We start from the raw sequence: 11,924 nt of genomic DNA, 5'->3' as shown, positions 1-11,924 counted from the left end.
TCTCTCAGTGGAAGCATCAGCGACAGTCTAGAGAGACACCCGTCGTTCACCGTGCACGGGCGATCAGCGTCCATCGACGAAAGGGCCGAAATTCGGTGGGTGACCGCGGTGGCCCCAGCGTCACGGCGACGCGAGCAGAGGCAGCGCGGGCCGCAGACAGCCGGGAACACCAATCGGCGCCCGCGCCCGGGCAAACCCGCACGCCATTCATGTTCTCCAATAGACTGCGGGTCGAAAACACCCGGGCGACGGAAGGACCCCCGATGGACGATCGAATCCTCACCCGGCTCCTCTCCGTCCTGCTGGCCGCCGTCGTCGGCACCGGGCTGTCCGTGCCCGCCGCCGGGCCGGCGGAGGCCGCGCGGACAGGTCTGCGGGCCGCCGACCCGAGCGTGATCCGCGTCGGCGGCACGTACATCTCCGCGCAGTCGGCCAACGGTGGGATCGCCGTCCGGCAGGCGTCCTCGACCGACGCGCTCGCCGGGGCCACCGCCCGTCAGGTCTGGTCGGACACCCGCGACCTGGGCGAGGTCTGGGCACCGGAGATCGTCACCGACGGTGGCCGCTACCACATCTACTTCTCGGCGGGGCGCGGCGCGGCGCACCGCATGTACGTGATCAGTTCGGCGTCACCGGCCAGCGGCTACACGGCCGAGCGGCAACTCGCGCTGCCCGGCGGCAAGTGGGCCATCGACGGCAGCCTGTTCACCTTCAACGGGCAGCGGTGGTTCGTCTGGTCGGGGTGGGCCGGCGACACCAACGTCGAACAGAACATCTACCTCAGCCGGATGAGCGACCCGCTCACCCCGACCGGCAACCGGTTCATCATCTCCCAGCCCCGGGAGAGCTGGGAGCGCGTCGTCGGCAACCCGTACATCAACGAGGCCCCCGAGGCGATCCGGGACCCGAACGGGCAGCTCCACATCGTCTACTCCGCCAACGGCAGTTGGAGTGACCAGTACTGCCTGGCCGACCTGCGCCTGCGGGCCGGCGGTGACCCGACGTACGTGTGGGACTGGTACAAGTCCAACGGCTGCCTGTTCGGCTCGAACCCGGCCACCATGATGGCCGGCTGGGACCCGACCCTGCATGTCAACGGCCCCGGCCACCACAGCTTCGTCCTGCTCAACGGCGACATCGCCACGAGCCCACCGGCCGGGCCGCGGTTCCCGCTGATGTTCCACGCCGTCCCCAAGGGCACCCCGTACTCCTGGGCCAACCGCTACTGGTACACCGGGACGTTCTGCTGGTGGGGCAACACCACCTACCGCCGCGCCAACGTGCCCGGCCCCACGGCCGACACCGGGTTCGGCATCAAGTTCTTCGAGTGATCCGCGCGCGGCCGCACCGCGTCCGCGCGCGGACCGGTCAGCGCGACACACGGGTACGGCGGTAGTAGGACCAGCCGGCCAGCGGCAACGCGATCGCCCAGGCCAGCAGCAGTGGAAGGCCGATCAGGACGCCCGTCGGTGTGAAGATGTCCTGCGCGTCGGACTCGGACAGGTCGGCGGCGAACTGCCAGGGCAGGGTCGCCGAATATCCGATCATCACGGCGGATCCGAGGACCGTCGGGGTCAGCGGCACCCACGGCGGCACCCGGCGTCCGCGCAACCACGGCACCCACCGGGGAAAGGTCAGTCCCCAGTCGCGGATCAGGCCGAGCGCCAGGACGCCGCCGAGCCCGGCGAGGACGCACAGCAGGCCCAGATAGAACGCGCCGGCCGGCAGGCCCAGGAAGCCGTCGACCGGGTGATCCCCGACGCCGGGCCCGCGACCGTGGTACCACTGCGCGAACGGGTCGGGATTGGCGAACAGCGGGATGCCGAGGATCCAGGGCACGTGCAGCGGGATGAACCCCAGCACGGGCGCGATCCACGCCACGTGACCGGCACGGCGGGCCCATCGCGGTGGCGGTGGTGTCGTCGAGGCGTCGACGGTCCGGGTCTGCGTCACGGTCGTAACCCCCATCGGTGGGAAGCGTCGGTTCCTTCCGCGATGACGCTGCCCGAACGGCACGACCAGCGAATCCCCGCTCCGAGGGAGCCACGTCCCCGCCCCCGGGGAGCGGGACCGTCGGGGGCGGGACGCGCGGCCCGCGTCGCGTCACCCGCCGTTGAGCGGGCGGTACTTCATGAGGACGACGCCGGACTCGAAGGGTTCGGCGGACACCAGCGCCAGTCGTGCGGGCGGTCGCCCGCCGTCGAACAACGCCTTGCCCTGGCGCAGGAACAGGGGGTGCACCAGGAGGTGGAGTTCGTCGATGAGCCGGAGATCGGCAAGGGACCGGATAACCGCCAGACTGCCGTAGACCACGATGTCGCCGCCGGACGCGCGCTTGGTCTCGGCGATCTCGTCTGGGTCGACGCGCGTGATCCTGCGGGTGCCCTTCCAGTCCGCGATGTTTCCCGAGGCGGAGACGACGATCTTCTCCAGGGCGTCGAGTCGCTGGGCGTAGCCACGGACGGCGGCCGGTTCGTCGGGGTTGCGGGCGGCGACCGGCCAGTAGCCGGCGAAGTCGGCGTGGGTGATCCGGCCCAGCAGCAGGCTGCCGGCGCTCTCCACCAGATCCCGCTCGTACGTCTGCAGCTGGTCGTCGGCCAGCAGCCAGTCCATCTCGTCGTCCGGGCCGGCGACGAATCCGTCCAGGGTGATCCACATCGACACGACGATCTTCGACATGCGCTCCTCCATCATGGTGCCTTGATGCTGGTCAGCGACCGCCGGCGAGCGCGGCTCGGACGGGTTCCGGGGTCCGGTCGGGAAAGCGCTCCTGGAAGTCGACGACGCCGACCCACGTCGGGCGCAGGCCGATCCGGACCATCCGCAGGCCCGGTTTGTCGATCGCCGCGAGGTAGGCGTCGCCCACCTCGTCGCCCATCCCCGCACGCTGGATGACGGCGTACTCCGGCAGGACGCCCTCGACCTCCGTCAGGGTGACCTTCCCGCGCAGCATGAGCACCTCGGGTAGCCCGTCGGCGGTGTCGATGCAGATCGCCACGTCCGGCCGGGCCCGCAGGTCGCGGATCTTGTACGTGCCGGCGAACGCGCCGACGACCAGCTCGTCGCCGGTCCACAGGAAGTTCACCGGGATCAGTCGCGGCGTCCCGTCCCTGCTGGTCCAGGCGAGCCGCGCCACGGGGGCCGCGAGCAGGCGCCGCGCCACGGGGGTGTCGAGCAGCTTCACATCACCCTGCGGCAGGCTCGCCGTCTCGGTCTTGGGCAGGCTCATGAGAGTCAAGCTAGAGGCACAACTCCTACAAAACAAGCGTCACTCCTAAATTAGGAGCCGTGTAGTGTGGAGATCGTGAGCGGCGGGCGTAACTACGGGGATCCGTGCGGTGTCGCACGTGGACTGGACATCATCGGCGAGCGGTGGGCGCTGCTGGTGGTCCGCAACCTGCTGCTCGGCCCCCGGCGCTTCAACGACCTGCTCGGCGGGCTCCCCGGGGTGAGCCCCAACGTGCTGAGCCAGCGACTGCGCGAGCTGACCGAGCACGGCGTGGTGCGACGGCGGGACCTGGGGCCGCCGGCGCGGGTCCACCTCTACGAGCTGACCGCATGGGGGCGCGCGCTGGAGCCCATCCTGCTGGAGTTCGGCCGCTGGGGAAGCCAGTCCCCGCAGCTACCCGAGGGCGCTCTCGGCATCGACTCCCTGCTGCTCACCATCAAGGTGGGGTTCGATCCGGCGCGGGCGGGCGATCTCCGCGGCGTCTACGCCTTCCACATCGACGCCGACACCTACCTCGCCGAGGTCGCCGACGACTCGGTGCAGCTGCGCCGCGGCACGACAGCCGAACCCGACGCGACACTCACCACCGACATCGACACCCTCCGAGCCGTCTGCGGGCAGCAGATGACCATGGCGGCGGCAGCGGACGCGGGCGTGCTCGCGCTGACCGGTGACACGGACGCCACACGGCGCCTCACCGATCTCCTCCTGACCCCGTTCACACCCCGCGACCTCGCCGACGACGAGACCTAGCGGCGCGGGTGACGCCGGCGCTGCCCCGCCAGCCGGGCCAGCAGGTCCTGGTACGCCCGGGCCCGGTCGGCCGCTCGCGGTGACAACACGTCGGCGCTCATTCCCGCGTACGCCTCCCGCTCGGCCGCGACGGCCGCCTCGTCGACGAGTGCCCGGGACGCTCGTTCCCGCTCCCGGTGCTGCTCGTACCAGGGTCGGACGGCTCTCGCGGCGAGGTACAGGCCGGCCGCGACGCAGCCGACCGCGATGAGCAGCAGGAACAGGAACGCCACCACCTCGTCGAAGGAGGGCAGAGCCCCGGCCCGGCCGACGGACCGCTCCAGCTGCCGGTCGTCGCGGGCGTCGAGGTAGTCGGCCGCGCCAGCGCCGCCCAGGACGACGAACACCACAAAGGCGAGCACCTGCACCAGCAGGCCGTACCGGGATCGATCGATCCAGGCCACCGCCGAGGCCGGCCTGGGCGCGTACGCCGCGCCGAGTCGCAACGCCGACGGTACGAGCACGATCGCCGCGGCCAGCCCGCCCGCCACGAGCTGGGCGCTCAGGACGCCCGCGACCCGCGGATCGGGCCAGCCCCGGGCCAACCAGGTGAGCAGCACGAGGAGCCCCGTCCACCCGGCGACGAACGTCAGCGCCCGGCGTACGGCTGCCGCCCGCGCCGCCGGCCTGGCCCGTTCCACCTCGGCGGCCCGCCACTTGTCGATCTGCCGCTGCACGGCTCGGCGCTCATCGGCGGCCTGGTGTCGCTCCGCCTCCCGCCGGACCCGCTCGTCGGCATTGCGGGCGTCCCGCGCCTCCCGTCGGGCCTGCTCGTCGGGGCCGACGAACGGCGCCAGCAGGTGGGGCCGGTGCGACTCCCGCAGCGGGTGCCGTGGTGGCAGGTCGGCCGGGACCCGCCACCCGAAGTCGGTGCCGAGGACCACCCGCATTCCACCGACCAGCCGGTCGGGCAGGAGCGTCGCGACACCGGCGGCGTCCCGCCGGTCGTCGAGGCCGTCGACGACGAGCACCAGCCGCTCGCCCCGCCGTTCGCACGCCTGGGCCGCGTCGAGGTACCCGCCCAGCAGGTGCGCCTCCCGGGTGGACCCGGTGAGATGACCCGGCATGGACCCGTCGGTCAGCTCGACCAACTGCTCCAACACGACGTCGATGAACGCGTCGCGGGTCTGCCGCTCGGTGCGGCCGGCGACGACGAAGTACGACACGACCCGTACGCCCGGCGGCGGGTGCAGCACGAACCAGGACAGCAGCGCGGTCATCCCGGCGCCCCGGCCAGCCTCCCACCGCAGGTACGCGCCCGACCCGTCACCCGTGCAGAAGGCCGTGAGCCGCGCCAGCTCGTCCTCCCGGTCGAGCAGGTCGGCCGGGGCGATCCGGTGCACCTCCGCCAGGTACGCCGACCGTACGACCGGGCCGAAGATGTTGTACTGGCGGCTGTGGGGGCCGAACTGCACGCCCCGGGCGTGGCGGGCGTCGACGCCGCGAGACGGGTCGTCCTCCGGCTGCCGACTGTCGCCCATCTGCCGGTTGCCTCAGTTGAAGGTGATGTGCTGGGTGCTGTAACTGCCGAACTGGACGCCCTTCGCCCCGCGCAGGTCGACCTGGCCGATCTCGGTGCGCACGTCGGCCGTCTCGGCCTGCGCCAGCAGCTCCCGCGCGAGGCTGAGGATCTGCTCGTCCCGGTCGACGCCCGCGCGGGTGAGGTCGTCGGCGAGGCGTACCTGCCAGACGCCCGAGTCGGCGCCCTCGGCCTCGAACGCCCGCAGCGCCTCCTGGCCCTCGCCGGTCAGCCGGCGACGCACCAGGCCCCGGAAACTGTCGGCGGCATCGCGGACCACGGCGCTTGTCGCGTCGGTGACGCCCGTCGACGCACCGAGCGCCAGCGCGGCGAGAAGCAGTTCCACACCGTCCACACGCACCTCCGTCATCAATGCCAGCATCGTGCCCCCATTGCACCATCCGGGCACCGCTCGCGGACACCCCGTCGGGATCAGCGGGTGCGACGCCGACTGTCCACGCAGGTCGCGCCGGGCGCGTCCGGCGATTGTCCGGATCACGACAGCCCGGCCACCGCACCATTCAGGACGGCGGAACGCCGCCGCCCCAGCGCGACGGTGACGACGCATGGCGGCGCGTTCGGGCCAGAGGCGGGGGGTGACCGTGCGCTTTGTCGACGCCGCCCACTCCGGGCGGACACTGGACGGGTGGTTCGAACGACGCGGACATCTCCATCTGCGTACGCCGGAGCTCACCTGCGGAGCCGCAGACCGCCGCGACGGCCGCTAGCGCGACATGAGGCGGCGCAACGCGTCCGGCACCTCGATGATCTCGGCGTCGCTCGGCTTGCCGATGGTGACCGGCTTGGCGAAGTCGGAGAACGTGGCCGTGGTGGCGAAGGTCGGCAACGAGACGGTCAGCGACGTGAGGTAGCCGTGAGCGTCCACCGACGCCTCGTACGGCACGGACTGCGACACACCGCCGTGGCGTTCCAAACTCTCTGCCTTCGCGGGGAGGAGGCCCCGAGACACCCCTGCCGGCGCCACGCCGAAGTCGAGCTTGCCGGAGTAGGTGCCCTCCCCCGTACGCGTGGCGGCCGTCATGGCTGCGGCGAAGCCCTTGATCCCGGCCGGATCGAACGCGTCCCCCAGGTGCACCACTGACGCCGAGGCGAACTCCGCCGTCGGGAACCAGATGAACTTCGTCGGGTCGAGGTTCGGCATGTAGGTGCTGCCCAGCGTCATCCACGCGTCGTCGCCGACCACCCGCACCCGGGACTCGACAGCCTCGCCGCCGGTGCCCGTGGTGACGGTCAGGGTCAGCGCCCGGCCCGCCGGGTCGGTGTCGCCCGCCACCTCGACGTTCGGCGCGCTCAACGTGACGTGCGCGGGCACCCCGGCGGTCTTGGCGGCCGCGGCACGCACCTGCGCGAGCGGGTCGGTGGGGGCAGGTTCGGGCGTTCCCTTTCCGCCCGACTCGCAGCCTGCCACCAGCACCAACAGCCCGACGAGCAGCCAGCTACGAATTGCCATTTCCGAACCCCCGTTGATCGACAGCCGGGGCAGACTACCGCGCACCAGGGATCGACGTGGCCCTCGGCGTTCCGCCTCGGCGCGCACCGCTTCGCCGCTCTCGCCAGGGTGGCCGAGAAGGGCGCGTCACGGCGCTTCGCGGGTCGTGGGCGCTGGAGAACTGGCGAGTCTCGCTGGTGGCCCGACGACGGAAGCGCCGCCCGTGGCTAGGGTGCAGGCATGGTTGATCGGCGCCAGGTGATGAACTTCCGCGTCCGGGCCCAGCAGCTCGACCGGGATCAGGGCACGCTCGCCGACACCGCCCTGCTGGACATCGGGGTGCAGAACACCGGCCCGGACGGCGCCCGGTGGGCCCTCGCTGCCCGTGGGGTCGACGTGACCGCGCTGTCCGACGCCGACGTGGTCCTGCTCTGGACGGTGCGGGGCGCACCGCACCTCTACCGCCGGGCGGACGTCGGGCACGTGGTGGCCGCGGTCGAGCCCTTCTCCGACGCCGACGCGGGCAAGCGCATCTACGACGCCGCCAAGCCGTTGAAGGCCGCCGGCATCGGCAACCTCGCCGCCCTCGACGAGGTTGCCGGCCGGATGCGGGAGATCGTCGCCACGCCGACGGTCAAGGGAGACGTCTCCGGCCGTCTGGCCACGGTGCTGCCCGAGCCGTACCTGCGGTTCTGCCGGGTCTGCGACGCCACACACCTGTACGAGATGCCGTTCCGGCTCGCCGCCGCGCGGGCGGGGTTGGAGTTGCAGCTCGACACGTCACCTCCGGTCCTGCGGCGCATCACCGGGTTCGGCAAGGCGTCCGCCCCGGCTGACCGGTTCGACGTCATCCGCGCGTACCTGCGCCTGCTCGGCCCGGCCACCCCGAAGCAGGTGGCCGGCTATCTCGACGCCCCGGTCAAGGACGTGAAGGCGCGCTGGCCCGACGACGTGGTCGAGGTGACTGTCGACGGCGAGTCCCGTTCGCTGCTGGCCGCCGACGAGGAGGCGTTGACGTCGGCCGGCGGCGGCGTGACCCGCCTGCTCGGCCCGTTCGACCTGTTCCTTCAGGCGAAGGACCGGGCGACCGTGGCACCCGACGCCGCCCGCGCGAAGGAGTTGTGGCCGGTGCTGGGCCGCCCCGGCGCGGTCCTGGTCGACGGCGACCTGGTCGGCACCTGGCGTCCCCGCAAGTCCGGCCGGACGCTCACGGTCGCGGTCCAGCCCTGGCAGAGGCTGTCAACCGGCACGCGCGAGGCCATCACCGCACAGGCCGAACGCCTCGCCGCGCACCGCGAGGTGTCGCTCGCCGGCGTCGACTTCGACAGTTAGCGGGCGCGGGGGCCAGACCGACGCGCGGCGGCCGTGCGCGACCGCGGCCAGCAGGACGCCCGATCCGCCGGTACGCACGGGTACGGCGTGACAGACTGTGGGGCGTCCTCGGCCGTCGACACCGGTCAGCGAACCCCCTCCACGTTCGGCCGCGGCAGGCACCGGCGCCCGGCGCGTGGAAGGGGCGGGGATGCAGCCAACCTGGCTCCTGGCGCTCTCCTGGGCCTCGCTCGCGGTCGGCGTCGTCAGCTTCGCGATCGTCCTCGCCGACACCTACCTGCGCGGGCATCGTCAGCCGGTCAAGGTCATGGAGATCGTCTGGCTGGTGACCGTCCTCTACGTCGGCCCGGCGGCCGTCCGCCTCTACTGGAACTGGGGCAGGCCGCAGGCGCTTGAGCCACGACGGCGGGACGACAAGCCTCGACGGCCGCACCGGGGCGTCATCCTGACGCAGGTGTCACGTTGTGGCGCGCACTGCGCTCTCGGCTTCATCGTCGCCGAGGTCGCCCTGTACGCGCTCAGGTTCGATCCGGCTCGCAACGGGCTGTGGATCGCCTACGTCGGCGACTATCTGGCGGCGGTGACGATCGCTGTTCTCTTTCGGTTCTTCGAGGGGCCGGCTCGCCGCGTCGCGCAGATCTGGCGCGCGCTGACGGCAGTCGTGAAGGCGGAACTGCTGACCATCACGGTGTTCGAGTCGGCGCTGTTCGCGTGGCTGACGCTGGCGCACCACATGGTCTTTCCCGAGCCGCCCCTACGGCCCGACAGCCCCACCTTCTGGTTCGCCGGTCAGATCGGGCTGATCGCCGGCTTCGTCACGGCCTGGCCCGCCGCCTCCTGGCAGGTCGGCCGAGGGCTGCGCGTCGGGCCACGCTGACGGTCGCGGCGGGACCCGTCCGGGTCCCGCCGCGACCGATCACCTGCCTCGTGGCACGGTCACGCCGCGAAGGCCGCCTGGCCGACCGGGAACCGGACGCCGGTGAGGTCTTCCGAGACGGCCCAGAGGCGTTGTTGCACCGTCAGGTCGTAGGAGTCGGGGCTGGACGTGACGAGCTTCGGGTAGCCGCGCGTCTCGCCCAGGCCGTCGGGGCCGTAGTACTGCCCGCCGAGGACGGCCGGGTCGGTGGCGGCGCGCAGGGTGGGCAGCGCGCCCGCCGCCGCGGGCTGGGTGATCACCGGGGCGAACCAGGTGATCGGTGCGCGCACGACCGCCGGGGCGTTGCGGACCAGTTCGGTGTTGGAGACGCCGGGGTGCGCGGCCACCGCGACGGTGGTGCTGTGCGGGGCGAGCCGGCGCTGCAACTCGTAGGTGAACATCAGGTTGGCGAGCTTCGACTGGCCGTAGGCGGCGACCCGACTGTACGAACGCTCCCACTGCAGGTCGTCGAATCCGATGGCGGCGCGGATGCGGTGCCCGACGCTGCTGACGGTTACCACGCGGGAGCCGGGCACGGGCAGCAGCACGTCGAGCAGCAGGCCGGTGAGCGCGAAGTGGCCCAGGTGGTTGGTGCCGAACTGCATCTCGAAGCCGTCGCGGGTGGTCTGCTTCGGGGTGTACATCACGCCGGCGTTGTTGATCAGCAGGTCGATCCGCGGGTGGGCGGTACGCAGGTCGGCCGCGGCGGCGCGCACGGATTCCAGCGAGGTCAGATCCAGTTCCTGGACGGAGACGTCGCCGTTGATCCGGGCGGCGGCCCGCCTGCCCTTCTCGGTGTCGCGTACGGCCAGCACGACCGACGCCCCGCGCTCGGCGAGCAGCCGGGCGGTCTCGAAGCCCAGCCCGGTGTTGGCGCCGGTGACCACTGCCACCCGGCCGTCCTGGCGCGGAATCTGCTGCTCGGTCCAGTTCATCTCAGGCTCCTAATGTACCGCCGGTAAGTTATGCCTGAACGGTAATGTACCGCCGGTACACTGTCAAGAGACCGGCGGTACCTAAGTTAGGGTTGGCGTCATGACGTTCCAGCGGGCACGCAGCGAGGAGCAGCGTGCGGTCCGGCGCCAGGCGATCCTGGAGACGACCTCGGCGATGCTCGACGAGATGTCGGTGGCCGAGGTGACCCTGAACGAGCTGAGCCGGCGGGTGGGCCTGGCCAAGACGGCGGTGCTGCGCTATTTCGAGTCCCGCGAAGCGGTGCTGCTCGACCTGCTGGACGACCGGACGGCGACCTGGCTGACCGAGCTGGAGCAGGAACTGGGCCAGGGCGTCGACCCGAGCCGGTCCGCGCGGGAACGGGCCGAGCAGGCGGCGGACGTGCTCAGCCGGTCGCTCGCCGCCCAGACGGTGCTCTGCGATCTCTTCGGCGCACAGGGCGGAGTGCTCGAGCACAACGTCTCGGTCGAGGCGGTCCGCCGCCACAAGCGCGCCTCACTCGCCAACCTCGCACGGATGGCCGACCTCATCCGGCGGCACCTGCCCGAGGTCGGCGAACGCGCCGAACTGTTCTGCCTGCAAGCCCTGCTCGTGGCGGGCGCGGTGTCCGCCTACACGTCGCCGCCGCCGAGCCTGCTCGCCGTCTACGAGTCCGAGCCGGCGCTCGCGGTCTACCACATCGACCTGCGGACAGCCCTGCGGCTCGCGATCAGCACGTCGCTCGTGGGCTTCCTGCCGCGCCCCTGAGCCCGCTGCGCCGCAAGGCTTGGAGGCTCAGCACCTGGCGCCGCGCGGAATTCGATGGCCATGAGGCTGCGCGCGGTCTACCCTGGCCCGCCGTGCCCTCCAACGAACAGATAATCCGACAGGCCCTGGACCGGATCGAGGCGGGATACGTCTTTCCCGCGAAGGTCGCCGACATCGACGCCGCGATCCGGCGTCGTCTCGCTGCCGGCGAGTACGACGACCTGGACGGGCCGGCGCTCTGCACGACGGTGACCGCCCACCTTCAGCAGGCGTGCCCGGACAGGCATCTGCGGCTGCTCTGGACGGACCAGCCGCAGTCGCTCGATCCGGCGGACGAGGACGGCGGGCGGGCCGCGTTCCGCGCGCTGCTCAGGGCGGAGAACCAGGGGATCCGCCGGGTCGAGCACCTGGAGGGGAACGTCGGGCTCATCGACGTGCGGCGCATCGCGTACGCCGACGAGGGCGCCGCCGCGATCGGCGCGGCCATGCAACTGGTCGCCCTCAGCTCCGCGCTCATCCTCGACCTGCGGGCGTGCACCGGCGGAACACCGGAGGGCGCCGCGATGTGGTGCAGCTACTTCTTCCGCGACGACCAGGTGCATCTCAACGACTTCTACGAGCGGTCCACCGGCGCCACCCGCCAGTTCTGGACGACAGCGCACCTTCCCGCGCCGCGCTACGCGGACCGCCCGGTTCAGGTGCTCACCAGCGCGACGACGTTCTCCGGGGGCGAGGACGTGGCGTACACCCTTCAGGCGCACGGCCGGGCGGTCGTCGTCGGGGAGACGACCCGCGGCGGCGCGCACCCGACGGCCCGCCACCCGGTCACCGAACACATCCTCGTGACCGTGCCGACCGCCCGGACCATCAACAGCGTCACCGGCACCAACTGGGAGGGCGTCGGCGTGGTCCCCGACGTACCCGTCCCGGCCGACCAGGCGCTCGACACGGCGCTCAAGGCCATCTCGGGCGCATAGACGCGCAC

13 protein-coding genes are annotated in these 11,924 nt (G+C 71.9%); 6 read left to right on the top strand and 7 right to left on the bottom strand.

Annotated elements, in window-relative coordinates:
- Positions 1–263 precede the first annotated feature (263 nt).
- Positions 264–1,331 (top strand): glycoside hydrolase family 43 protein, encoded by a 1,068-nt coding sequence (locus ACLQ27_RS00390; RefSeq protein WP_357575332.1) that lies wholly within the window; start codon positions 264–266, stop codon positions 1,329–1,331.
- Positions 1,332–1,368: 37 nt separating this feature from the next.
- On the opposite strand, the gene ACLQ27_RS00385 is transcribed toward ACLQ27_RS00390, so the two are convergent.
- The 3 genes from ACLQ27_RS00385 to ACLQ27_RS00375 form a co-directional block, all read right to left on the bottom strand.
- The gene (locus tag ACLQ27_RS00385) at positions 1,369–1,953 is read right to left on the bottom strand and encodes a hypothetical protein (protein WP_425865280.1); all 585 of its coding nucleotides are present in this window, start codon (positions 1,951–1,953) and stop codon (positions 1,369–1,371) included.
- Positions 1,954–2,103: 150 nt separating this feature from the next.
- Positions 2,104–2,679 (bottom strand): dihydrofolate reductase family protein, encoded by a 576-nt coding sequence (locus tag ACLQ27_RS00380; protein ID WP_357575330.1) that lies wholly within the window; start codon positions 2,677–2,679, stop codon positions 2,104–2,106.
- 31 nt (positions 2,680–2,710) lie between these two features.
- Complete coding sequence (locus ACLQ27_RS00375; RefSeq protein WP_425865279.1) at positions 2,711–3,229, bottom strand: pyridoxamine 5'-phosphate oxidase family protein; 519 nt, start codon at positions 3,227–3,229, stop codon at positions 2,711–2,713.
- Between the two features lie 75 nt (positions 3,230–3,304).
- Between ACLQ27_RS00375 and ACLQ27_RS00370 the strand changes: the two genes are divergently transcribed.
- Entirely contained in the window at positions 3,305–3,982 is a 678-nt protein-coding gene (locus ACLQ27_RS00370) for a winged helix-turn-helix transcriptional regulator (protein WP_357490110.1), read from the top strand.
- Here ACLQ27_RS00370 and ACLQ27_RS00365 read toward each other — a convergent pair.
- From ACLQ27_RS00365 to ACLQ27_RS00355, 3 genes are all read right to left on the bottom strand, one after another.
- Entirely contained in the window at positions 3,979–5,502 is a 1,524-nt protein-coding gene (locus ACLQ27_RS00365) for a hypothetical protein (protein WP_425865278.1), read from the bottom strand. The two genes, ACLQ27_RS00370 and ACLQ27_RS00365, sit on opposite strands and share 4 nt — an antisense overlap.
- A gap of 12 nt (positions 5,503–5,514) precedes the next feature.
- Entirely contained in the window at positions 5,515–5,910 is a 396-nt protein-coding gene (locus tag ACLQ27_RS00360; RefSeq protein WP_357490106.1) for a hypothetical protein, read from the bottom strand.
- Between the two features lie 354 nt (positions 5,911–6,264).
- Entirely contained in the window at positions 6,265–7,011 is a 747-nt protein-coding gene (locus ACLQ27_RS00355; RefSeq protein WP_357490104.1) for a hypothetical protein, read from the bottom strand.
- A 219-nt stretch (positions 7,012–7,230) separates the two neighbouring features.
- Between ACLQ27_RS00355 and ACLQ27_RS00350 the strand changes: the two genes are divergently transcribed.
- Positions 7,231–8,322, top strand: a complete 1,092-nt coding sequence (locus tag ACLQ27_RS00350; protein WP_425865277.1) for a winged helix DNA-binding domain-containing protein — start codon at positions 7,231–7,233, stop codon at positions 8,320–8,322.
- 190 nt (positions 8,323–8,512) lie between these two features.
- Complete coding sequence (locus tag ACLQ27_RS00345) at positions 8,513–9,199, top strand: DUF4396 domain-containing protein (protein ID WP_425865275.1); 687 nt, start codon at positions 8,513–8,515, stop codon at positions 9,197–9,199.
- Between the two features lie 59 nt (positions 9,200–9,258).
- Here ACLQ27_RS00345 and ACLQ27_RS00340 read toward each other — a convergent pair whose 3' ends face one another.
- Positions 9,259–10,173, bottom strand: a complete 915-nt coding sequence (locus tag ACLQ27_RS00340) for an SDR family NAD(P)-dependent oxidoreductase (protein ID WP_425865274.1) — start codon at positions 10,171–10,173, stop codon at positions 9,259–9,261.
- 100 nt (positions 10,174–10,273) lie between these two features.
- Between ACLQ27_RS00340 and ACLQ27_RS00335 the strand changes: the two genes are divergently transcribed.
- Together ACLQ27_RS00335 and ACLQ27_RS00330 are read left to right on the top strand one after the other, a co-directional pair.
- Complete coding sequence (locus tag ACLQ27_RS00335) at positions 10,274–10,939, top strand: TetR/AcrR family transcriptional regulator (RefSeq protein WP_357490097.1); 666 nt, start codon at positions 10,274–10,276, stop codon at positions 10,937–10,939.
- A 92-nt stretch (positions 10,940–11,031) separates the two neighbouring features.
- Positions 11,032–11,916, top strand: coding sequence for a S41 family peptidase (locus ACLQ27_RS00330; RefSeq protein WP_425865272.1), 885 nt, complete (start codon positions 11,032–11,034; stop codon positions 11,914–11,916).
- The last annotated feature ends 8 nt before the right edge of the window (positions 11,917–11,924 follow it).

Origin of the sequence: Micromonospora sp. DT63, from assembly GCF_049841615.1 — a bacterium.
Lineage (GTDB): Bacteria > Actinomycetota > Actinomycetes > Mycobacteriales > Micromonosporaceae > Micromonospora.
This window is presented reverse-complemented; position numbering and strand designations above follow the sequence as displayed.

Coding starts and splice junctions, on each gene's coding strand:
- ACLQ27_RS00390 (WP_357575332.1), top strand. CDS start 264: ATGGACGATCGAATCCTCACCCGGCTCCTCTCCGTCCTGCTGGCCGCC.
- ACLQ27_RS00380 (WP_357575330.1), bottom strand. CDS start 2,679: ATGTCGAAGATCGTCGTGTCGATGTGGATCACCCTGGACGGATTCGTC.
- ACLQ27_RS00375 (WP_425865279.1), bottom strand. CDS start 3,229: ATGAGCCTGCCCAAGACCGAGACGGCGAGCCTGCCGCAGGGTGATGTG.
- ACLQ27_RS00365 (WP_425865278.1), bottom strand. CDS start 5,502: ATGGGCGACAGTCGGCAGCCGGAGGACGACCCGTCTCGCGGCGTCGAC.
- ACLQ27_RS00360 (WP_357490106.1), bottom strand. CDS start 5,910: ATGACGGAGGTGCGTGTGGACGGTGTGGAACTGCTTCTCGCCGCGCTG.
- ACLQ27_RS00355 (WP_357490104.1), bottom strand. CDS start 7,011: ATGGCAATTCGTAGCTGGCTGCTCGTCGGGCTGTTGGTGCTGGTGGCA.
- ACLQ27_RS00350 (WP_425865277.1), top strand. CDS start 7,231: ATGGTTGATCGGCGCCAGGTGATGAACTTCCGCGTCCGGGCCCAGCAG.
- ACLQ27_RS00345 (WP_425865275.1), top strand. CDS start 8,513: ATGCAGCCAACCTGGCTCCTGGCGCTCTCCTGGGCCTCGCTCGCGGTC.
- ACLQ27_RS00340 (WP_425865274.1), bottom strand. CDS start 10,173: ATGAACTGGACCGAGCAGCAGATTCCGCGCCAGGACGGCCGGGTGGCA.
- ACLQ27_RS00335 (WP_357490097.1), top strand. CDS start 10,274: ATGACGTTCCAGCGGGCACGCAGCGAGGAGCAGCGTGCGGTCCGGCGC.